The following is a 20,920-nucleotide window of genomic DNA, read 5'->3' as shown; positions in this document are numbered from 1 at the left end:
GGATATCCCCTGAGTTGAAAGCCGGATGAGGCAAAAACAAACCGCCATTGTACCGGGCGGGCGATCAGTTATCCACACGTGACGCCACCCACTATCAGGGTAAATCCGCCAAAAAACGACTTGAATACCCTTCGGCCACTGTTGATAAGCCCTGTGGATAACGACACATGAGGGCTATGCACAACCCTGGGTTCTGGGCTGTGGATAAAGCACCTGTGGATAAAGCACCTTTTCCCGCACAGGTTTTCCTCATGCGGGACACAGACAGAACACTCCTTACCGACAAGGTTGTGATTTTCTGTACAGTACGTCAATCGTGGCCTTGAGAAGGTTATCCACAGAAGGTTATCCACTTAAGATCTATAAGTTCTTCAGAAAAGCTTTTTATATGCCTCTTCTGTTTTTTTGATTTGCCCGCTTTCAGGTTAGCAAGGTCAACAGGATGCCCATCGACCTGGCTCGACCTTCCATAAGGAAAGGCTGGTTGGAAATTGACCTATCGGCTTGCTTTCTCTAGAATCGCCGATCTCTTAAAAAGGGGGCCCTTCCGGCCCGTTGTCGACCAACCCAGGTAACACGCCATGAAACGTACTTTCCAACCAAGCACCATCAAGCGCGCCCGCACCCACGGTTTCCGTGCCCGTATGGCTACCAAGAACGGCCGTGCCGTTCTGTCGCGTCGCCGTGCCAAAGGCCGTAAGCGTCTGGCCATTTGATTTTTCGGTACAGGTGGTGAGTCAGGACTTCAGTCGGGACAAGCGACTGCTTACACCCCGGCATTTCAAAGCGGTCTTCGACTCCCCAACCGGCAAGGTTCCAGGGAAAAACCTGCTTATCCTTGCCCGCGAGAACGGCCTCGATCATCCACGCCTCGGCCTGGTGATCGGCAAGAAGAGCGTCAAGCTCGCCGTTCAACGCAATCGCCTGAAACGCCTGATGCGCGATTCGTTCCGCCTGAACCAGCAGATGTTGGCCGGGTTGGATATCGTGATCGTTGCACGCAAGGGGTTGGGCGAAGTGGAAAACCCAGAATTGCACCAACACTTTGGCAAGCTCTGGAAGCGACTGGTCCGCAGTCGGCCCTCTCCAGCGGTCGCCGATTCCGCAGGGGTAGACAGTCACAATGCGTAAACTGGCCCTCGTTCCGATCCAGTTCTACCGTTACGCCATCAGTCCACTGATGGCCAGTCACTGTCGTTTCTATCCCAGCTGTTCCTGTTACGCCTATGAAGCCATCGAAAACCATGGCCTCTTGCGTGGTGGGTGGCTGGCCGTTCGTCGCCTGGGGCGTTGTCATCCGTGGAACGACGGCGGTTTCGATCCCGTTCCACCTGCTCCTTCCTCCCGAACTTCTTCGATAGCCGAGTAATCATGGATATTAAACGCACGATCCTGATCGTCGCCCTGGCAATCGTGTCCTATGTCATGGTCCTCAAATGGAACCAGGACTATGGCCAGGCTGCCCTGCCGACTCAGAATGCTGCTGCCAGCAATGCTGCCCCGGCCCTGCCGGACACCGTGCCGGCCGGCAACTCCGGTGCCAGCGCCGATGTGCCGAGCGCCAATGCTGAATCCAGCCCTGCTGAACTGGCGCCGGTCGCGGTCAGCAAGGACCTGATCCGGATCAAGACCGATGTCCTGGACCTGGCTATCGACCCGGTCGGTGGTGACATCGTCCAGCTGAACCTGCCGAAGTACCCACGTCGCCAGGACCATCCGGACATTCCGTTCCAGCTGTTCGACAACGGCGGCGAGCGCGTGTACCTGGCCCAGAGCGGCCTGACCGGCACCAACGGCCCGGACGCCCGCGCCACTGGTCGCCCGCTGTACGCCGCGCAGCAGAAGAGCTTCCAGCTTGCCGACGGTCAGGACCAGATGGTCGTGGACCTGAAGTTCAGCGAGAACGGGGTCAACTACATCAAGCGCTTCAGCTTCAAGCGCGGTGAGTACGACCTGACCGTCAGCTACCTGATCGACAACCAGAGCGGCCAGGCCTGGAGCGGCAACATGTTTGCCCAGCTCAAGCGCGACGCCAGCTCCGACCCGTCGTCGAGCACCGCGACCGGTACGGCCACCTACCTGGGCGCCGCCCTGTGGACAGCTTCCGAGCCGTACAAGAAAGTGTCGATGAAAGACATCGACAAAGGCAGTTTGAAAGAAAATGTGACCGGCGGCTGGGTCGCCTGGCTGCAGCACTACTTCGTGACCGCCTGGATTCCGAGCAAATCGGACAACAACGCTGTCCAGACCCGCAAGGACAGCCAGGGCAACTACATCATCGGCTACACCGGCCCTGCGCTTAACGTTCCTGCCGGCGGCAAGGTCGAAACCAGCGCCATGCTGTATGCAGGTCCGAAAATCCAGTCCAAGCTCAAGGAACTGTCCCCAGGCCTGGAACTGACCGTCGACTACGGTTTCCTGTGGTTCATCGCCCAGCCGATCTTCTGGCTGCTGCAACATATCCACAGCCTGCTCGGCAACTGGGGCTGGTCGATCATCGTCCTGACCATGCTGATCAAAGGCCTGTTCTTCCCGCTGTCGGCCGCCAGCTACCGCTCGATGGCGCGCATGCGTGCCGTGGCGCCGAAACTGGCTCAGCTCAAGGAACGCTTCGGTGACGATCGCCAGAAGATGTCCCAGGCGATGATGGAGCTGTACAAGAAAGAGAAGATCAACCCGCTGGGCGGCTGCCTGCCGATCCTGGTACAGATGCCGGTGTTCCTGGCCCTGTACTGGGTACTGCTGGAAAGCGTAGAGATGCGCCAGGCCCCGTGGATGCTGTGGATCACCGACCTGTCGATCAAGGATCCGTTCTTCATCCTGCCGATCATCATGGGCGCTACCATGTTCATCCAGCAGCGTCTGAACCCGACCCCGCCGGATCCGATGCAGGCCAAGGTGATGAAAATGATGCCGATCATCTTCACCTTCTTCTTCCTGTGGTTCCCGGCCGGTCTGGTGCTGTACTGGGTTGTGAACAACTGCCTGTCGATTGCACAGCAGTGGTACATCACCCGCAGCATCGAGGCAGCGACCAAGAAAGCTGCCGCTTGACGGGCAAGCCTGTTTGCCTGTGAATAAAAACGCCCCCTAGTGGGGCGTTTTTGCTATCTGACGAATTCGTTGTAGAGGCTTTCGAGCATGAACACTGTGCGTGAAACCATCGCTGCCATCGCCACCGCCCAAGGCCGCGGCGGGGTCGGCATTGTCCGTTTGTCCGGGCCGTTGGCCAGCCAGGCCGGGCAGGCCATTACCGGCCGCACGCTGACCCCGCGCCATGCCCACTATGGCCCGTTCCGCGATGCCGATGGTTTGGTCCTGGATGAAGGCATCGCGCTGTTCTTCCCCGGGCCGAACTCGTTCACCGGCGAAGATGTGCTCGAGCTGCAGGGCCACGGGGGACCGGTGGTCATGGACATGCTGCTGCAGCGCTGCCTGCAGTTGGGCTGCCGGTTGGCACGCCCGGGCGAGTTCAGCGAGCGTGCGTTTCTCAACGACAAGCTCGACCTGGCCCAGGCCGAAGCCATCGCTGACCTGATCGAAGCCAGCTCCACGCAAGCTGCCCGTAATGCCCTGCGCTCGTTGCAGGGGGCTTTCTCCAAGCGCGTGCATGGGCTGACCGAGGCGCTGATTGCCTTGCGCATCTACGTCGAGGCGGCGATCGACTTCCCTGAGGAAGAAATCGACTTTCTCGCCGACGGCCATGTGCTGCGCATGCTCGATGATGTGCGCAACGAGTTGTCCACAGTGCAGCGTGAAGCCGGGCAGGGTGCCCTGTTGCGCGACGGCATGACGGTGGTCATCGCCGGCCGGCCGAACGCCGGCAAATCTAGCCTGCTCAACCAGCTGGCCGGACGCGAGGCGGCGATCGTCACCGATATCGCCGGCACCACCCGGGATATTCTGCGCGAACATATCCACATCGATGGCATGCCGCTGCATGTGGTCGACACCGCCGGTCTGCGCGATACCGATGACCATGTGGAAAAGATCGGGGTGGAAAGGGCGCTCAAGGCCATCGGCGAGGCTGACCGGGTGCTGCTGGTCGTCGACTCGACCGCGCCGGAAGCCAGTGACCCCTTTGCGCTGTGGCCGGAGTTCCTGGACCAACGGCCAGATGTGGCAAAAGTCACGCTCATCCGTAACAAGGCCGACTTGAGCGGTGAGCATGTCGGCATGGAGCAGAGTGACGATGGCCACGTAACCATTACCCTGAGTGCCCGCGAAGACGACATGGGGCTGGATCTGCTGCGTGACCACCTCAAGGCCTGCATGGGGTATGAACAGACCGCGGAGAGCAGCTTCAGCGCCCGTCGCCGACACCTGGAAGCGCTGCGCCAGGCCAGCGAGCACCTGGAGCATGGTCGGGCACAACTGACCCTGGCTGGCGCCGGAGAGCTGCTGGCAGAGGATCTGCGCCAGGCACAGCAAGCGTTGGGTGAAATCACCGGGGCGTTCAGTTCGGACGACCTGCTTGGCAGGATTTTCTCGAGCTTCTGCATCGGCAAATAGTCCACAGCCCTTCGATAACAAGGCCGCTTCTGTCTGGAGCGGCTTTTTTTTGCCTGTGATCCGGGTAGGGCGAGAGCCGGCTTGGTCTGCGGTATCTGTAGGCCCGCCGCCCAAGCCGTCATCCACAGATGAGATTTCAGGCCCAGGAGCTCTGTGGAAAACTCGCCATCAGCTCCGTTGATAACTGGCCTTTTTTTCTGAGGACAAACCCGCCTGTGGGTAATCGACACTTTAATCCACAGGTTACACGCCGTTATCCAGAACCCCCAAGCCTACTACACCACAGGGTTATGATTCCGGCAAAGCCACACAGTGAAAGGGCTTAGGTAACTTATCCACATGTGGATAGGTGCCTAAACATAAACATAAAAACAAAGCTTTTTTAAATTTTTCCTACTTGTTTTCTTTTACCTGCCACTCATCCACAGCCTGCTCATTTTTTGCTCAGAAGGTTTCTTTGAAGGGCGGTAAGTCCCTATACTTGTCCGCTTACCTTCTCTATTCGCAAAAACAGGCACGAGGTGCGTGGTGGATTTCCCTTCCCGTTTTGAAGTGATCGTCATCGGCGGCGGCCATGCCGGTACCGAGGCTGCGCTTGCGTCCGCACGCATGGGTGTGAAAACCCTGCTGCTGACCCACAACGTGGAAACCCTCGGTCACATGAGTTGCAACCCGGCCATCGGCGGCATCGGCAAGAGCCACCTGGTCAAGGAAATCGATGCGCTCGGCGGCGCCATGGCGTTGGCCACCGACAAGAGCGGCATCCAGTTCCGCATCCTGAACAACCGCAAGGGGCCGGCCGTGCGCGCCACCCGTGCGCAGGCCGACCGCGCCATCTACAAGGCGGTGGTGCGCGAAATCCTGGAAAACCAGCCGAACCTGTGGACATTCCAGCAGTCGTGCGATGACCTGATCGTCGAGCAGGACCAGGTCAAGGGCGTGGTCACGCAAATGGGTCTGCGCTTTTTCGCCGACTCCGTGGTCCTGACCAGCGGCACCTTCCTCGGCGGACTTATCCACATCGGTCTGCAGAACTACTCCGGTGGCCGTGCCGGTGATCCGCCCGCCAACGCCCTGGCCCAGCGCATGCGTGAACTGCCGCTGCGCGTCGGTCGCCTGAAGACCGGCACACCACCGCGCATCGATGGCCGTTCAGTGGACTTCTCGGTGATGACCGAGCAGCCGGGCGACACGCCGATCCCGGTAATGTCGTTCATGGGCAATGCCGACATGCATCCGCGCCAGGTCAGTTGCTGGATTACCCACACCAATGCCCGTACCCACGAGATCATCGCCTCGAACCTCGACCGTTCGCCGATGTACTCCGGCGTGATCGAAGGCATCGGCCCGCGCTACTGCCCGTCGATCGAGGACAAGATCCATCGCTTCGCCGACAAGGAAAGCCACCAGGTGTTCATCGAGCCGGAAGGCCTGACCACCCACGAGCTGTATCCCAACGGTATTTCCACCTCGCTGCCGTTCGACGTGCAGCTGGACATCGTTCGCTCGATCCGCGGCATGGAAAACGCCCACATCGTCCGCCCGGGCTATGCCATCGAGTACGACTACTTCGACCCGCGCGACCTGAAGTACAGCCTCGAGACCAAGGTCATCGGCGGCCTGTTCTTCGCCGGCCAGATCAATGGCACCACCGGTTACGAAGAGGCCGGCGCCCAGGGCCTGCTGGCCGGGACCAACGCCGCGCTGCGTGCCCAGGGCCGTGAAAGCTGGTGCCCGCGCCGCGACGAAGCCTACATCGGTGTGCTGGTCGACGACCTGATCACCCTGGGGACCCAGGAGCCGTACCGCATGTTCACCTCGCGCGCCGAATACCGGCTGATCCTGCGCGAAGACAACGCAGACCTGCGGCTGACCGAGAAGGGCCGCGAGCTGGGCCTGGTCGACGACCAGCGCTGGGCCGCGTTCTGCGCCAAGCGCGAAGGCATCGAGCGCGAGGAACAACGCCTGAAGAGCACCTGGGTCCGCCCGGGCACGCCGCAGGGCCAGGCCATTGTGGATAAGTTCGGCACGCCGCTGGCCCACGAATACAGCCTGCTCAACCTGCTCGCCCGTCCGGAAGTCGACTACGCTGGCTTGATCGAGGCGACCGGCGGTGAAGTGATCGATCCACAGGTCGCCGAACAGGTCGAGATCAAGACCAAGTACGCCGGCTACATCGACCGCCAACAGGAAGAGATCGCCCGTCTGCGCGCCAGCGAAGACACGCGCTTGCCTGTGGATATCGACTACACCACGATTTCCGGCCTGTCCAAGGAAATCCAGGGCAAGCTCGGGCAGACTCGCCCGCAGACCCTGGGCCAGGCGTCGCGCATTCCGGGCGTCACCCCGGCGGCGATTTCCCTGTTGCTGATTCACTTGAAAAAACGCGGCGCAGGCCGCGAATTGGAGCAAAGCGCTTGAGTTCCCTGGTCACCCCGCAACACGCCGAAGAGTTGTCCACAGGTGCGCGCCAGCTCGGTGTCGAGCTGAGCGCGCAGCAGCACGAGTCGCTGCTGGGCTACCTGGCCCTGTTGATCAAATGGAACAAGGCCTACAACCTGACCGCCGTGCGCGACCCGGACGAGATGGTCTCGCGCCACCTGCTCGACAGCCTGAGCGTCATGCCGTTTATCCACAATGACACCCAGCGCTGGCTGGATGTCGGCAGCGGCGGCGGCATGCCGGGCATTCCGCTGGCCATCCTGCATCCGCACAAGCAGGTAACGGTGCTGGACAGCAACGGCAAGAAGACCCGCTTCCTGACCCAGGTGAAGATGGAACTGAAACTGGACAACCTCTCGGTTATCCACAGCCGGGTGGAAGAGGTCCAGCCCGAGCAGCCGTTCTGCGGGATCATTTCCCGGGCCTTCAGCAGCATGGAGAATTTCACCAACTGGACCCGCCACCTGGGTGACGCCCGCACGCAATGGCTTGCAATGAAGGGGCTGCATCCTGCCGACGAACTGGTAGCATTGCCCGCAGACTTCACAGTGGAAAGCGAGCAGGCCCTGACCGTTCCAGGTTGCCAGGGCCAGCGCCATCTGCTGATACTGCGCCGCAAGGCATGACTGGGAACACACGCAACAATGGCTAAGGTATTCGCAATCGCGAACCAGAAGGGTGGTGTGGGCAAGACCACCACCTGCATCAATCTCGCCGCATCGCTGGCCGCGACCAAGCGTCGCGTGCTGCTGATCGACCTCGATCCACAGGGCAACGCCACCATGGGCAGCGGTGTGGATAAACACGAGCTCGAGCACTCGGTGTACGACCTGCTGATCGGGGAATGCGACCTGGCCCAGGCCATGCACTATTCCGAGCACGGCAACTTCCAGTTGCTGCCGGCCAACCGCGACCTCACCGCCGCGGAAGTCGTGCTGCTCGAGATGCAGATGAAGGAGAGCCGCCTGCGCAACGCGCTGGCGCCGATCCGCGAGAACTACGACTACATCCTCATCGACTGCCCGCCGTCGCTGTCGATGCTGACGCTCAACGCCCTGGTCGCCTCCGATGGCGTGATCATCCCCATGCAGTGCGAGTACTACGCGCTGGAAGGTCTCAGCGACCTTGTGGATAACATCAAGCGCATCGCCGCCCGGCTGAACCCGGAGCTGAAGATCGAAGGCCTGCTGCGGACCATGTACGATCCGCGCCTAAGCCTGAACAACGATGTTTCGGCGCAGCTCAAGGAGCACTTCGGCGATCAGCTGTACGACACGGTGATTCCACGCAACATCCGCCTGGCCGAGGCGCCGAGCTTCGGCATGCCGGCCTTGGCCTACGACAAGCAATCCCGCGGCGCGCTCGCCTATCTGGCGCTGGCCGGGGAACTGGTCCGCCGTCAGCGCCGTCCATCACGCACTGCACAAACAACTTAAGGAATCCGCATGGCCATCAAGAAACGCGGTCTCGGACGTGGGTTGGATGCACTGCTCAGTGGTCCTTCCGTCAGCGCGCTCGAAGCGCAGGCAGTGAAGATCGACCAGAATGAACTGCAACAGCTGCCGGTCGAGCTGATCCAGCGCGGCAAGTACCAGCCGCGCCGCGACATGGATCCCGAGGCGCTGGAGGAACTGGCGCACTCGATCCGCACCCACGGCGTCATGCAACCGATCGTGGTGCGCCCGATCGGCGACAACCGCTACGAGATCATCGCCGGTGAGCGCCGCTGGCGCGCCACCCAGCAGGCCGGCCTGGACACCGTGCCGGCCATGGTCCGCGAAGTGCCCGACGAAGCCGCCATCGCCATGGCGCTGATCGAGAACATCCAGCGCGAGGACCTCAACCCGCTGGAGGAAGCCCTGGCCCTGCAGCGCCTGCAGCAGGAGTTCGAGCTGACCCAGCAGCAGGTGGCCGATGCCGTCGGCAAGTCGCGGGTGACCGTGGCCAACCTGCTGCGCCTGATCTCGCTGCCCGAGGCCATCAAGACCATGCTCGCCCACGGCGACCTGGAGATGGGCCACGCCCGCGCCTTGCTCGGCCTCGAGGAGGATCGTCAGGAAGAAGGGGCGCGTCATGTTGTCGCACGCGGGCTCACCGTGCGCCAGACCGAGGCACTGGTGCGTCAGTGGCTCAATGGCAAACCTGAGCCGGTCGAGGCCAGCAAACCTGATCCGGATATCGCCCGTCTTGAACAGCGTCTGGCAGAGCGCCTGGGCTCGGCGGTACAAATTCGCCACGGCAACAAGGGCAAAGGCCAGTTGGTTATTCGCTACAACTCCCTTGACGAGTTGCAAGGCGTGCTTGCTCACATCCGCTGAAACAATTCCTGTTGTAGCGCGCAGTCGGAAATCACTACCGAAGAGTTGAATAGGGGTTAATCCACCCCTATACTCTGCGCGCATTTTGTCGGCACAAATTATGCCAAGTCATTGCTGACTAGGCGGTCGACTTTCGAGGAGCAGTTGTGATGGAAATACGCACGCCAAACCGCCTGCCTTTCCATCGCTGGGCGGTTTTTCCGGTACTGCTGGCTCAATTTGTCGTCCTGCTGCTGGCAACCTTGGTGTTGTGGCAGTGGAAAGGGGCGGTCAGTGGATATTCAGGCCTCTGCGGAGGATTGATTGCCTGGCTGCCCAATGTGTATTTCGCCTGGAAGGCTTTTCGCTTCAGCGGAGCCCGGGCGGCGCAGGCCATCGTCAAGTCGTTCTACGCGGGCGAGGCAGGCAAGATGATTTTGACGGCAGTGCTGTTTGCACTGACCTTCGCAGGAGTGAAGCCATTGGCGCCGTTGGCAGTATTCGGCGTCTTCGTGCTGACCCTTTTGGTCAGCTGGTTCGCGCCCCTGCTGATGAATAAAAGACTTTCGAGACCTTAAGGCGTTTGAGGCAACCATGGCAGCAGAAACCGCTTCGGGCTATATCCAGCACCACTTGCAGAACCTGACCTACGGTCAACTACCAGACGGCAGCTGGGGCTTCGCCCATTCGGCTGCAGAAGCCAAGGCAATGGGCTTCTGGGCGTTCCACGTGGACACCCTCGGCTGGTCCGTTGCGCTGGGTCTGATCTTCCTGTTCATCTTCCGCATGGCGGCCAAGAAGGCGACTTCCGGCCAGCCGAGCGGTCTGCAGAACTTCGTGGAAGTGCTGGTGGACTTCGTCAACGGCAGCGTGAAGGATTCCTTCCACGGCCGTAGCCCGGTGATTGCTCCGCTGGCGCTGACCATTTTCGTCTGGGTCTTCCTGATGAACGCCATCGACCTGGTACCGGTCGACTGGATTCCTCAGCTGGCCATCCTGATCTCCGGTGATCCGCACATTCCGTTCCGCGCGGTTTCGACCACCGACCCGAACGCGACCCTGGCCATGGCCTTCTGCGTGTTCGCCCTGATCATCTTCTACAGCATCAAGGTCAAGGGCCTGGGCGGCTTCCTCGGCGAGCTCACCCTGCACCCGTTCGGCAGCAAGAATATCTTCGTGCAGATCCTGCTGATCCCGGTGAACTTCCTGCTTGAATTCGTCACCCTGATCGCCAAGCCGATCTCGCTGGCCCTGCGTCTGTTCGGCAACATGTACGCCGGCGAACTGGTGTTCATCCTGATCGCGGTGATGTTCGGCGCCGGCATCCTCTGGCTCAGCGGCCTGGGTGTGGTGCTGCAGTGGGCGTGGGCCGTGTTCCACATCCTGATCATCACCCTGCAAGCTTTCATCTTCATGATGCTGACCATCGTTTACCTGTCGATGGCTCACGAAGATAACCATTAAGACCGCCTGGCGTGTCTGATAGCCTTCCCCGCCCGTTTGGGGGGAGGGCTTAAAAAGTCCGCAAGGGCATGCTGTACCAAACGATTTGTTTTACCGCTTCAAACTAAAAACCTAACCAATACGACGTAAAAGTCGGGAGGAAAGATGGAAACTGTAGTTGGTCTGACCGCTATCGCTGTTGCTCTGCTGATCGGCCTGGGTGCTCTGGGTACCGCCATTGGTTTCGGCCTGCTGGGCGGCAAGTTCCTGGAAGGCGCTGCTCGCCAGCCAGAAATGGTTCCGATGCTGCAGGTCAAAATGTTCATCGTTGCCGGTCTGCTCGACGCCGTAACCATGATCGGTGTTGGTATCGCTCTGTTCTTCACCTTCGCGAACCCCTTCGTTGGTCAGATCGCCGGCTAATCACTCGTTCCTACGAGTTGATTGGTGTGATGGACAAAGACCGAGCGAGGTGTTGGCGTGAACATTAATGCAACCCTGATTGGCCAATCCGTTGCTTTTCTGATTTTTGTACTCTTCTGCATGAAGTACGTATGGCCTCCGGTCATCACTGCCCTGCAAGAGCGCCAAAAGAAGATTGCCGACGGCTTGGACGCTGCCAACCGCGCAGCTCGCGACCTGGAGCTGGCCCAAGAGAAAGCGGGTCAGCAACTGCGTGAAGCGAAGGCACAGGCAGCCGAAATCATTGAGCAAAGCAAGAAACGCGCTGCTCAGCTTGTCGAGGAAGCCCGTGAACAGGCTCGCGTCGAAGCTGACCGTGTGAAGGCTCAGGCTCAAGCCGAGATCGAACAGGAACTGAACAGCGTCAAAGACGCCCTGCGTGCCCAAGTGGGTGCCCTGGCCGTTGGCGGTGCTGAAAAGATCCTTGGCGCCACAATCGATCAAAACGCGCATGCGGAGCTGGTTAACAAACTGGCCGCTGAAATTTAAGCGAGGGCGATCATGGCAGAACTGACCACGTTGGCCCGACCTTACGCTAAGGCTGCCTTCGAGCATGCCCAGGCCCATCAGCAACTGGCCAATTGGTCAGCCATGCTCGGCCTGGCTGCTGCGGTGTCGCAAGACGACACCATGCAGCGCCTGCTCAAGGCCCCGCAACTGACTAGCGCAGAAAAGGCCGCCGCATTCATTGAAGTGTGCGGTGACAAGTTTGACGCCAAGGCACAGAATTTCATTCATGTTGCCGCGGAAAACGAACGTCTCCTGCTTCTGCCGGAGATTTCGACTCTGTTCGACCTGTACAAGGCCGAGCAAGAGAAATCCGTGGACGTGGAAGTCACCAGTGCTTTTGCGTTGAACCAAGAACAGCAAGACAAACTCGCCAAGGTTCTCAGTGCACGGTTAGGCCAGGAAGTGCGCCTGCACGCGTCGGAGGATGCCAGCCTGATCGGCGGCGTCGTCATCCGCGCTGGCGACCTGGTAATCGACGGTTCGGTTCGCGGCAAGATCGCGAAACTGGCCGAAGCCTTGAAATCTTGAGTTTGAAGGGGCAGCAGAGCAATGCAGCAACTCAATCCTTCCGAAATTAGTGAAATCATCAAGGGCCGCATCGACAACCTCGATGTTGGCTCCCAAGCCCGTAACGAAGGTACCGTCGTTTCGGTTTCCGACGGCATCGTGCGGATCCACGGTCTGGCCGACGTCATGTACGGCGAAATGATCGAGTTCCCGGGCAGCGTATTCGGCATGGCCCTGAACCTGGAGCAAGACTCCGTAGGTGCAGTGGTCCTGGGTGCCTATGACACCCTCGCCGAAGGCATGAGCGCCAAGTGCACCGGCCGCATCCTGGAAGTTCCGGTTGGTAAGGAACTGCTGGGTCGCGTCGTCGACGCACTGGGTAACCCGATCGACGGCAAAGGTCCTCTGGGCAACACCCAGACCGACGCGGTCGAGAAAGTAGCTCCAGGCGTGATCTGGCGTAAGTCGGTAGACCAGCCTGTACAGACTGGCTACAAGTCCGTCGACGCCATGATCCCTGTCGGCCGTGGCCAGCGCGAGCTGATCATCGGTGACCGTCAGATCGGCAAGACCGCCATGGCCATCGACGCCATCATCAACCAGAAAGACTCCGGTATTTTCTGTGTTTATGTTGCAGTCGGCCAGAAGCGTTCCACCGTTGCCAACATCGTTCGCAAGCTGGAAGAAGCTGGCGCCCTGGCCAACACCATCGTGGTCGTTGCCAGCGCCTCGGAATCCGCCGCACTGCAGTTCCTGGCCCCGTACGCCGGCTGCACCATGGGCGAGTTCTTCCGTGACCGCGGTGAAGACGCGCTGATCGTCTACGATGACCTGTCCAAGCAGGCCGTTGCCTACCGTCAGATCTCCCTGCTGCTGCGCCGTCCACCAGGACGTGAAGCGTACCCAGGCGACGTGTTCTATCTCCACTCCCGTCTGCTGGAGCGTGCATCGCGCGTTTCCGAAGAGTACGTCGAGAAGTTCACCAACGGTGCCGTAACCGGCAAGACTGGCTCGCTGACCGCCCTGCCGATCATCGAAACCCAGGCTGGCGACGTTTCCGCGTTCGTTCCGACCAACGTGATCTCGATCACCGACGGTCAGATCTTCCTGGAATCGGCCATGTTCAACGCAGGCATCCGTCCTGCCGTTAACGCCGGTGTGTCGGTATCCCGAGTTGGTGGTGCCGCCCAGACCAAGATCATCAAGAAGCTGTCCGGTGGTATCCGTACCGCCCTGGCCCAGTACCGTGAACTGGCGGCTTTCGCCCAGTTCGCTTCGGACCTGGACGAGGCTACCCGCAAGCAGCTGGAGCATGGTCAGCGCGTTACCGAGCTGATGAAGCAGAAGCAGTACGCGCCAATGTCGATCGCAGACATGGCCCTGTCGCTGTACGCCGCTGAGCGTGGTTTCCTGACCGACGTAGAAGTCGCCAAGGTCGGTAGCTTCGAGCAAGCTCTGATCGCCTACTTCAACCGTGATCACGCCGAACTGATGGCGAAGATCAACGTGAAGGGTGACTTCAACGACGAAATCGACGCTGGCATGAAAGCCGGTATCGAGAAGTTCAAGGCCACCCAGACCTGGTAAGCCGCAGCGGGGGCTCCGGCCCCCGCTTGCTAACCTGATAGGTGATACATGGCAGGCGCAAAAGAGATTCGCAGTAAGATTGCGAGCATCAAAAGCACGCAAAAAATTACCAGCGCCATGGAGAAAGTGGCGGTCAGCAAAATGCGCAAGGCACAAATGCGCATGGCTGCTAGCCGTCCTTACGCGGAGCGTATCCGCCAGGTGATCGGTCATCTGGCCAACGCCAACCCGGAATATCGCCACCCGTTCATGATCGAGCGCCCTGTAAAGCGCGCCGGTTATATCGTGGTGAGCAGTGACCGTGGTCTGTGCGGTGGCTTGAACACCAACCTGTTCAAGGCCCTGGTCAAGGACATGAACGAAAACCGCGAACAGGGCGTTGAAATCGACCTGTGCGTGATCGGCAGCAAGGGTGCGACTTTCTTCCGCATCTTTGGCGGCAACGTCGTAGCCGCGATCAGCCACCTGGGCGAAGAGCCATCGATCAATGATCTGATCGGCTCCGTTAAGGTGATGCTGGACGCCTACCTGGACGGCCGCATCGATCGCCTCTCGGTGGTTTCGAACAAGTTCATCAACACCATGACCCAAAAACCGACGGTCGAGCAATTGGTACCGTTGGTGGCAACCCCGGATCAGGAACTCAAGCACCACTGGGACTACCTGTACGAACCCGACGCAAAAGAGCTGCTGGACGGCTTGATGGTGCGTTACGTGGAGTCGCAGGTCTACCAGGCGGTGGTCGAGAACAACGCTGCTGAACAAGCGGCCCGGATGATCGCCATGAAGAACGCCACAGACAACGCCGGTGATTTGATCAAAGAGCTTCAGTTGATCTACAACAAGGCGCGTCAGGCTGCGATCACCCAGGAGATCTCGGAAATCGTCGGCGGCGCTGCCGCGGTTTAACGGTTCAAAAATTCAGAGGATCCAGCTATGAGTAGCGGACGTATCGTTCAAATCATCGGCGCCGTCATCGACGTGGAATTCCCACGTGATGCCGTGCCGAGTGTTTACAACGCGCTGAAAGTACAAGGCGCGGAAACCACCCTGGAAGTTCAGCAGCAGCTGGGCGACGGCGTGGTTCGTACCATTGCGATGGGCTCGACCGAAGGTCTGAAGCGCGGTCTGGATGTCGTCGACACCAAGGCTGCCATCTCGGTACCTGTCGGCAAGGCAACCCTGGGCCGTATCATGGACGTCCTGGGCAACCCGATCGACGAAGCCGGTCCAATCGGCGAAGAAGAGCGTCGCGGTATCCACCAGCCAGCGCCATCGTTCTCTGACCAGGCGGGCGGCAACGACCTGCTGGAAACCGGTATCAAGGTTATCGACCTGGTCTGCCCGTTCGCCAAGGGTGGTAAGGTTGGTCTGTTCGGTGGCGCCGGCGTCGGCAAGACCGTGAACATGATGGAACTGATCCGTAACATCGCCATGGAACACAGCGGTTACTCTGTGTTCGCTGGTGTGGGTGAGCGTACTCGTGAGGGTAACGACTTCTACCACGAGATGAAGGACTCCAACGTTCTCGACAAGGTAGCGCTGGTCTACGGTCAGATGAACGAGCCACCAGGAAACCGTCTGCGCGTAGCGCTGACCGGCCTGACCATGGCTGAGAAGTTCCGTGACGAAGGTAACGACGTTCTGCTGTTCGTCGACAACATCTATCGTTACACCCTGGCCGGTACTGAAGTATCCGCACTGCTGGGCCGTATGCCTTCGGCAGTAGGTTACCAGCCGACCCTGGCCGAAGAGATGGGCGTTCTGCAAGAGCGTATCACTTCGACCAAAGAAGGTTCGATCACCTCCGTACAGGCCGTATACGTACCTGCGGACGACCTGACCGACCCGTCGCCAGCCACCACCTTCGCCCACTTGGACGCCACCGTCGTTCTGTCCCGTGACATCGCTTCCCTGGGTATCTACCCAGCGGTCGACCCACTGGACTCGACTTCGCGCCAGCTGGACCCGAACGTGATCGGCACCGAGCACTACGAGACCGCTCGTGGCGTTCAGTATGTTCTGCAGCGCTACAAAGAGCTGAAGGACATCATCGCGATCCTGGGTATGGACGAACTGTCCGAAGCCGACAAGCAACTGGTTGCCCGCGCTCGTAAGATCCAGCGCTTCCTGTCGCAGCCGTTCTTCGTGGCCGAAGTCTTCACCGGCTCGCCAGGCAAGTACGTTTCGCTCAAGGACACCATCGCTGGCTTCAGCGGCATCCTCAAAGGTGACTACGACCACCTGCCAGAACAAGCGTTCTACATGGTCGGCAGCATCGACGAAGCGATCGAGAAAGCCAAGAAACTGTAACCCCGGCGCCCCGCAAGGGGCGCTAATCAGGTTGAGGCAAGCAGATGGCTATGACAGTCCATTGCGATATCGTCAGCGCGGAAGGAGAGATCTTCTCCGGCCTGGTCGAGATGGTAGTAGCGCACGGCAACCTGGGCGATCTGGGTATCGCTCCAGGCCACGCGCCGCTGATCACCAATCTCAAGCCTGGTCCGATCACGCTGACCAAGCAGGGTGGCACTCAAGAGGTGTACTACATCTCCGGTGGCTTCCTCGAAGTGCAGCCGAACATGGTCAAGGTTCTTGCCGACACCGTGCAGCGCGCTGCCGACCTGGACGAAGCTCAGGCTCAGGAAGCCCTCAAGGCTGCCGAGAACGCGCTGAACACTAAAGGCTCGGACTTCGACTACGGCGCTGCTGCCGCACGTCTGGCCGAGGCTGCAGCTCAGCTGCGTACTGTCCAGCAATTGCGCAAAGGCAAGTAAACCGGCCTTGGCCGCTTACCGCTGTTGCGATTGAGTTAAAGGGTAGCCTCGGCTACCCTTTTTCTTTTTCTGAAATTCCCTTCGGTCACGTCCCTGACCACCCAGGATTGGTAGCCAGTCAATGTCCCTCGATATCGTCATTCTCGCCGCAGGCCAAGGCACCCGCATGCGCTCTGCACTGCCAAAGGTCCTACACCCGGTCGCCGGCAACTCCATGCTCGGCCACGTTATCCACAGCGCACGCCAGTTGCAGCCCAAAGGTATTCACGTGGTTATCGGCCATGGCGCCGAGCTGGTCCGTGAGCGCCTGGCCGCCGACGATCTGAACTTCGTCATGCAGGACAAGCAACTGGGTACCGGCCATGCCGTGGCCCAGGCGTTGCCGGCGATCACCGCCGATACCGTGCTGGTGCTCTACGGGGATGTGCCGTTGATCGAGGTGGAAACCCTGCAGCGCCTTCTGGCCAAGGTCAGCGAGCAGCAGCTGGGGCTGCTCACCGTGACCTTGCAGGATCCGACCGGTTACGGGCGCATCGTGCGTGACGCAGCGGGCAACGTGACCGCGATCGTCGAGCACAAGGATGCCAGCGAAGCGCAGAAGGCGATCAAGGAAGGCAACACCGGCATCCTCGCCATGCCTGCCGCACGGCTGGCCGACTGGATGGGACGGTTGTCCAATAACAACGCTCAGGGCGAGTACTACCTTACCGACGTGATCGCCATGGCCGTGGCCGATGGCCTGGTGGTCGCCACCGAGCAGCCCCAAGATCCGATGGAAGTGCAGGGCGCCAACGACCGCCGTCAATTGGCGGAGCTTGAGCGGCACTATCAACTGCGTGAAGGCCGCCGTTTGATGGCCCAGGGCGTCACGCTGCGCGATCCGGCGCGCTTCGATGTGCGTGGTGAGGTGACGGTTGGCCGCGATGTGCTGATCGACATTAACGTCATTCTCGAAGGCAAGGTGGTGATCGAGGATGACGTGCAGATCGGCCCCAACTGCGTGATCAAGGACAGCACCCTGCGCAAGGGCGTGGTGGTCAAGGCCAACAGCCACCTTGAAGGCGCGGTGCTGGGCGAGGGCAGCGATGCTGGTCCGTTCGCCCGTCTGCGTCCGGGCAGCGTGCTGGAAGCCCGCGCCCATGTGGGTAACTTTGTCGAACTGAAGAACGCGCACCTGGGCGAGGGCGCCAAGGCCGGTCACCTGACCTACCTGGGCGATGCCGAGATCGGTGCCCGCACTAACATCGGTGCCGGCACCATCACCTGCAACTACGACGGCGCGAACAAGTTCCGCACCGTGATGGGCGAGGATGTGTTCATCGGTTCCAACAACTCGCTGGTGGCACCTGTGGAAATCCAGGCGGGAGCCACTACCGCCGCGGGCTCGACCATCACCCAGACAGTCGAAGCCGGGCAGTTGGGCGTTGCCCGTGCGCGCCAGCGCAACATCGAAGGCTGGAAGCGGCCGGAGAAGCTCAAGAAGAGCTGAGTTATCCACAGCACTTTCAATCGAAAGCCGGCTTATGTGAATAAGCCGGCTTTTTATTGGGTGTCGTATAGAGGCCGCTCCTACAGGGACCGCGTCAGGGCAGGGAAAAACTATCCACAGCACAGCGGCAACTTGACGAATCCCTCATCTTAGGTTTTGATTGCATCTCTTATCTTTCGAATCGAAACTTAGACCGACATGTCGAAACGAAACACTCCCCAGCGCCGCCACAATATCCTGGCCTTGCTCAACGAGCAGGGCGAGGTGAGCGTCGACGCCCTGGCCAAGCGTTTCGAAACTTCCGAAGTCACCATCCGTAAGGACCTCGCCGCTCTGGAGGCCAACGGCTTGCTGCTGCGCCGGTACGGTGGCGCTGTGACCATGCCCCAGGAACTGCTGGGCGACACAGTCCAGCCGGTGTCCTTGTACAAGCAGGCCATCGCCCGGGCGGCGGTCGGACGCATCCGCGAGCATGCGCGCATCATCATCGACAGCGGCAGCACCACGGCGGCGATGATCCCCCAGCTCGGGCGCCAGCCGGGTCTGGTGGTGATGACCAACTCGCTCAACGTGGCCCGCGCCATCAGCGAGCAGGAGCATGAGCCTGTATTGCTGATGACCGGTGGTACCTGGGACCCACATTCGGAGTCCTTCCAGGGCCAGGTGGCCGAGCAAGTACTACGCTCATACGACTTCGATCAGCTGTTCATCGGTGCCGACGGCATCGACCTGGAGCGTGGCACCACCACCTTCAACGAGCTGTTGGGCTTGAGCCGGGTCATGGCCGAGGTGGCGCGCGAGGTGATCGTCATGGTCGAGTCGGACAAGGTCGGTCGCAAGATCCCCAACCTCGAGCTGCCCTGGGGCAGCGTCAATACCCTGATTACTGATGATCGCCTGCCCGCCGAGGCACGCGACCGGATTCAAGCCCGCGGCATCACCCTTATCTGCGCCGCTATCAGCTAGGAGCAACATCTTATGTGTGGAATCGTTGGTGCCGTTGCCGAGCGCAATATCACAGCCATCCTCATCGAAGGCCTCAAGCGCCTGGAATACCGTGGTTATGACAGCGCCGGCCTGGCCGTGCTGAACCAGCAAGGCGCGCTGGAGCGTCGCCGTCGCATCGGCAAGGTCAGCGAACTCGAAGGCGCCGTGACCGCCGACCCGCTGGCCGGCCAGCTGGGCATCGCCCACACTCGCTGGGCAACCCATGGCGCGCCGACCGAAAACAATGCCCACCCGCATTTCTCCGGGCACGACGTGGCGGTGGTGCACAACGGCATCATCGAGAACCACGAAGAGCTGCGTGAAGAGCTCAGGGGCCTGGGCTATGCCTTTGTCTCGCAGACCGACACCGAAGTCATCGTCCACCTGATCCACCACCTGCTCAAGGACATTCCCGACCTGACCGACGCGCTCAAGGCCGCGGTCAAGCGCCTGCACGGGGCTTATGGCCTGGCGGTGATCAGCGCCAGCCAGCCAGACCGCCTGGTCGCCGCCCGCAGCGGCAGCCCGCTGGTGATCGGCCTTGGCCTCGGCGAAAACTTCCTGGCCTCCGACCAATTGGCCCTGCGCCAGGTCACCGACCGCTTCATGTACCTGGAAGAAGGCGATATCGCCGAGATCCGCCGTGACCAGGTGCAGATCTGGGATCAGGCCGGTCATCCGGTCCAGCGTGAGACGGTGCAGTACCACGAAGGCGCCGAAGCCGCCGAGAAGGGCAACTACCGCCACTTCATGCTCAAGGAAATCCACGAGCAGCCCACCGTGGTGCAGCGCACCCTGGAAGGGCGCCTGGGCAAGGACCACGTGATGGTCCAGGCCTTCGGCCCACAGGCCGCCGAGCTGTTCGCCAAGGTGCGCAACGTGCAGATCGTTGCCTGTGGCACCAGCTACCACGCCGGCATGGTCGCCCGCTATTGGCTGGAAAGCCTGGCCGGTATCCCTTGCCAAGTGGAAGTGGCCAGCGAGTTCCGCTACCGCAAGGTGGTGGTGCAGCCGGACACCCTGTTCGTCTCCATCTCGCAGTCCGGCGAGACCGCCGACACCCTGGCGGCCCTGCGCAATGCCAAGGAGCTGGGCTTCCTCGGCAGCCTGGCGATCTGCAACAAGGGCATCAGCTCGCTGGTGCGCGAATCCGACCTGACCCTGCTGACCCTGGCCGGGCCGGAGATCGGCGTCGCCTCGACCAAGGCCTTCACTACCCAGCTGGTGTCGCTGATGCTGCTGACCCTGGCCCTCGGCCATGTGCGCGGCACCCTCGAAGCCGGTGTCGAAGCCGAGCTGGTGGACGAGCTGCGCCGCCTGCCGGCCCGCCTGAGCGAGGCGCTGGCGATGGATGGCGTGGTCGAGAAGATCGCCGAGCTGTTCGCCGACAAGCACCACACCCTGTTCCTTGGCCGCGGCGCCCAGTACCCGGTGGCGATGGAAGGTGCGCTCAAGCTCAAGGAGATCTCCTACATCCACGCCGAGGCCTACCCGGCCGGCGAGCTCAAGCATGGCCCGCTGGCGCTGGTGGACAACGACATGCCGGTGGTGACCGTGGCGCCGAACAACGAACTGCTGGAGAAGCTCAAGTCGAACCTGCAGGAAGTCCGCGCCCGTGGCGGCGAGCTGGTGGTGTTCGCCGACGAGCAGGCCGGCATGAGCAACGGCGAGGGCACCCATGTGATCAACGTGCCGCACATCAACGATGCGCTGGCGCCGATCCTCTACACCATTCCGCTGCAACTGCTGTCGTACTACGTCGCCGTGCTCAAGGGCACCGACGTCGACCAGCCGCGTAACCTGGCCAAGTCGGTGACGGTGGAATAACGCCACTGCTGTCGAGGCAAGGGTGGTTTCTGAGAATTAAGACTGTCGCACGGCAATAAAAACTGTCGCTGACGAAGGGA

Annotated in this window: 21 protein-coding genes; all 21 read left to right on the top strand. The window is 60.7% G+C overall.

What is annotated here, in order from left to right:
* Window positions 1–581 precede the first annotated feature (581 nt).
* The 21 genes from rpmH (at window position 582) to glmS (ending at window position 20,840) form a co-directional block, all read left to right on the top strand.
* Window positions 582–716, top strand: a complete 135-nt coding sequence (rpmH, locus tag K5H97_RS29115) for a 50S ribosomal protein L34 (protein WP_003253163.1) — start codon at window positions 582–584, stop codon at window positions 714–716.
* 13 nt (window positions 717–729) lie between these two features.
* Complete coding sequence (gene rnpA, locus K5H97_RS29110; RefSeq protein WP_011536515.1) at window positions 730–1,131, top strand: ribonuclease P protein component; 402 nt, start codon at window positions 730–732, stop codon at window positions 1,129–1,131.
* Window positions 1,124–1,369, top strand: coding sequence for a membrane protein insertion efficiency factor YidD (gene yidD / locus K5H97_RS29105; RefSeq protein ID WP_011536514.1), 246 nt, complete (start codon window positions 1,124–1,126; stop codon window positions 1,367–1,369). The genes rnpA and yidD overlap by 8 nt, the downstream gene beginning before the upstream one ends.
* Window positions 1,370–1,371: 2 nt before the next feature.
* A complete protein-coding gene (gene yidC, locus K5H97_RS29100) occupies window positions 1,372–3,054 on the top strand; it encodes a membrane protein insertase YidC (RefSeq protein WP_028690028.1) in 1,683 nt (560 codons plus the stop codon).
* 87 nt (window positions 3,055–3,141) lie between these two features.
* Window positions 3,142–4,512 carry a tRNA uridine-5-carboxymethylaminomethyl(34) synthesis GTPase MnmE gene (gene mnmE / locus K5H97_RS29095; protein ID WP_028690027.1) on the top strand — a complete coding sequence of 457 codons (1,371 nt, stop codon included), beginning with the start codon at window positions 3,142–3,144 and terminating at the stop codon, window positions 4,510–4,512.
* 528 nt (window positions 4,513–5,040) lie between these two features.
* Complete coding sequence (mnmG, locus tag K5H97_RS29090) at window positions 5,041–6,933, top strand: tRNA uridine-5-carboxymethylaminomethyl(34) synthesis enzyme MnmG (protein WP_028690026.1); 1,893 nt, start codon at window positions 5,041–5,043, stop codon at window positions 6,931–6,933.
* Window positions 6,930–7,580 (top strand): 16S rRNA (guanine(527)-N(7))-methyltransferase RsmG, encoded by a 651-nt coding sequence (gene rsmG, locus K5H97_RS29085; protein WP_028690025.1) that lies wholly within the window; start codon window positions 6,930–6,932, stop codon window positions 7,578–7,580. Before mnmG ends, rsmG begins: the two co-directional genes overlap by 4 nt.
* 18 nt (window positions 7,581–7,598) lie before the next feature.
* Window positions 7,599–8,390, top strand: coding sequence for a ParA family protein (locus tag K5H97_RS29080; RefSeq protein ID WP_028690024.1), 792 nt, complete (start codon window positions 7,599–7,601; stop codon window positions 8,388–8,390).
* Between the two features lie 9 nt (window positions 8,391–8,399).
* Entirely contained in the window at window positions 8,400–9,272 is an 873-nt protein-coding gene (locus K5H97_RS29075; protein WP_028690023.1) for a ParB/RepB/Spo0J family partition protein, read from the top strand.
* A gap of 149 nt (window positions 9,273–9,421) precedes the next feature.
* Window positions 9,422–9,829 carry a F0F1 ATP synthase subunit I gene (locus K5H97_RS29070; protein WP_008092225.1) on the top strand — a complete coding sequence of 136 codons (408 nt, stop codon included), beginning with the start codon at window positions 9,422–9,424 and terminating at the stop codon, window positions 9,827–9,829.
* Between the two features lie 16 nt (window positions 9,830–9,845).
* Window positions 9,846–10,715 carry a F0F1 ATP synthase subunit A gene (atpB, locus tag K5H97_RS29065; RefSeq protein ID WP_028690022.1) on the top strand — a complete coding sequence of 290 codons (870 nt, stop codon included), beginning with the start codon at window positions 9,846–9,848 and terminating at the stop codon, window positions 10,713–10,715.
* Between the two features lie 144 nt (window positions 10,716–10,859).
* Window positions 10,860–11,117: a F0F1 ATP synthase subunit C gene (gene atpE / locus K5H97_RS29060; protein WP_003097235.1), complete on the top strand. Its 258-nt coding sequence runs from the start codon at window positions 10,860–10,862 to the stop codon at window positions 11,115–11,117.
* A gap of 57 nt (window positions 11,118–11,174) precedes the next feature.
* Entirely contained in the window at window positions 11,175–11,645 is a 471-nt protein-coding gene (locus K5H97_RS29055) for a F0F1 ATP synthase subunit B (RefSeq protein ID WP_023383136.1), read from the top strand.
* A gap of 12 nt (window positions 11,646–11,657) precedes the next feature.
* The gene (locus K5H97_RS29050; protein ID WP_023628561.1) at window positions 11,658–12,194 is read left to right on the top strand and encodes a F0F1 ATP synthase subunit delta; all 537 of its coding nucleotides are present in this window, start codon (window positions 11,658–11,660) and stop codon (window positions 12,192–12,194) included.
* A gap of 21 nt (window positions 12,195–12,215) precedes the next feature.
* Window positions 12,216–13,760 carry a F0F1 ATP synthase subunit alpha gene (gene atpA / locus K5H97_RS29045; RefSeq protein ID WP_028690021.1) on the top strand — a complete coding sequence of 515 codons (1,545 nt, stop codon included), beginning with the start codon at window positions 12,216–12,218 and terminating at the stop codon, window positions 13,758–13,760.
* A 48-nt stretch (window positions 13,761–13,808) separates the two neighbouring features.
* Window positions 13,809–14,669 (top strand): F0F1 ATP synthase subunit gamma, encoded by an 861-nt coding sequence (gene atpG / locus K5H97_RS29040; RefSeq protein WP_028690020.1) that lies wholly within the window; start codon window positions 13,809–13,811, stop codon window positions 14,667–14,669.
* A gap of 27 nt (window positions 14,670–14,696) precedes the next feature.
* Complete coding sequence (gene atpD, locus K5H97_RS29035) at window positions 14,697–16,073, top strand: F0F1 ATP synthase subunit beta (RefSeq protein WP_028690019.1); 1,377 nt, start codon at window positions 14,697–14,699, stop codon at window positions 16,071–16,073.
* 44 nt (window positions 16,074–16,117) lie between these two features.
* Window positions 16,118–16,537 (top strand): F0F1 ATP synthase subunit epsilon, encoded by a 420-nt coding sequence (locus K5H97_RS29030; protein WP_028690018.1) that lies wholly within the window; start codon window positions 16,118–16,120, stop codon window positions 16,535–16,537.
* A 121-nt stretch (window positions 16,538–16,658) separates the two neighbouring features.
* The gene (glmU, locus tag K5H97_RS29025) at window positions 16,659–18,026 is read left to right on the top strand and encodes a bifunctional UDP-N-acetylglucosamine diphosphorylase/glucosamine-1-phosphate N-acetyltransferase GlmU (protein ID WP_028690017.1); all 1,368 of its coding nucleotides are present in this window, start codon (window positions 16,659–16,661) and stop codon (window positions 18,024–18,026) included.
* A gap of 198 nt (window positions 18,027–18,224) precedes the next feature.
* A complete protein-coding gene (locus K5H97_RS29020; RefSeq protein ID WP_028690016.1) occupies window positions 18,225–18,992 on the top strand; it encodes a DeoR/GlpR family DNA-binding transcription regulator in 768 nt (255 codons plus the stop codon).
* A gap of 12 nt (window positions 18,993–19,004) precedes the next feature.
* Window positions 19,005–20,840 carry a glutamine--fructose-6-phosphate transaminase (isomerizing) gene (glmS, locus tag K5H97_RS29015; protein ID WP_028690015.1) on the top strand — a complete coding sequence of 612 codons (1,836 nt, stop codon included), beginning with the start codon at window positions 19,005–19,007 and terminating at the stop codon, window positions 20,838–20,840.
* Window positions 20,841–20,920 lie beyond the last annotated feature (80 nt).

The sequence above is a fragment of the Pseudomonas mosselii genome (genome assembly GCF_019823065.1).
Lineage (GTDB): Bacteria > Pseudomonadota > Gammaproteobacteria > Pseudomonadales > Pseudomonadaceae > Aquipseudomonas > Aquipseudomonas mosselii.
The sequence above is the reverse complement of the archived record's forward strand: the minus strand, read 5'-3'. Positions and strand labels throughout refer to the sequence as shown.

Excerpts from the sequence above, each read along its gene's own strand:
- rpmH (WP_003253163.1), top strand. The coding sequence starts at position 582 with ATGAAACGTACTTTCCAACCAAGCACCATCAAGCGCGCCCGCACCCAC.
- yidD (WP_011536514.1), top strand. The coding sequence starts at position 1,124 with ATGCGTAAACTGGCCCTCGTTCCGATCCAGTTCTACCGTTACGCCATC.
- yidC (WP_028690028.1), top strand. The coding sequence starts at position 1,372 with ATGGATATTAAACGCACGATCCTGATCGTCGCCCTGGCAATCGTGTCC.
- mnmE (WP_028690027.1), top strand. The coding sequence starts at position 3,142 with ATGAACACTGTGCGTGAAACCATCGCTGCCATCGCCACCGCCCAAGGC.
- K5H97_RS29080 (WP_028690024.1), top strand. The coding sequence starts at position 7,599 with ATGGCTAAGGTATTCGCAATCGCGAACCAGAAGGGTGGTGTGGGCAAG.
- K5H97_RS29075 (WP_028690023.1), top strand. The coding sequence starts at position 8,400 with ATGGCCATCAAGAAACGCGGTCTCGGACGTGGGTTGGATGCACTGCTC.
- K5H97_RS29070 (WP_008092225.1), top strand. The coding sequence starts at position 9,422 with ATGGAAATACGCACGCCAAACCGCCTGCCTTTCCATCGCTGGGCGGTT.
- atpB (WP_028690022.1), top strand. The coding sequence starts at position 9,846 with ATGGCAGCAGAAACCGCTTCGGGCTATATCCAGCACCACTTGCAGAAC.
- atpE (WP_003097235.1), top strand. The coding sequence starts at position 10,860 with ATGGAAACTGTAGTTGGTCTGACCGCTATCGCTGTTGCTCTGCTGATC.
- K5H97_RS29050 (WP_023628561.1), top strand. The coding sequence starts at position 11,658 with ATGGCAGAACTGACCACGTTGGCCCGACCTTACGCTAAGGCTGCCTTC.
- atpA (WP_028690021.1), top strand. The coding sequence starts at position 12,216 with ATGCAGCAACTCAATCCTTCCGAAATTAGTGAAATCATCAAGGGCCGC.
- atpG (WP_028690020.1), top strand. The coding sequence starts at position 13,809 with ATGGCAGGCGCAAAAGAGATTCGCAGTAAGATTGCGAGCATCAAAAGC.
- atpD (WP_028690019.1), top strand. The coding sequence starts at position 14,697 with ATGAGTAGCGGACGTATCGTTCAAATCATCGGCGCCGTCATCGACGTG.
- K5H97_RS29030 (WP_028690018.1), top strand. The coding sequence starts at position 16,118 with ATGGCTATGACAGTCCATTGCGATATCGTCAGCGCGGAAGGAGAGATC.
- glmU (WP_028690017.1), top strand. The coding sequence starts at position 16,659 with ATGTCCCTCGATATCGTCATTCTCGCCGCAGGCCAAGGCACCCGCATG.
- K5H97_RS29020 (WP_028690016.1), top strand. The coding sequence starts at position 18,225 with ATGTCGAAACGAAACACTCCCCAGCGCCGCCACAATATCCTGGCCTTG.
- glmS (WP_028690015.1), top strand. The coding sequence starts at position 19,005 with ATGTGTGGAATCGTTGGTGCCGTTGCCGAGCGCAATATCACAGCCATC.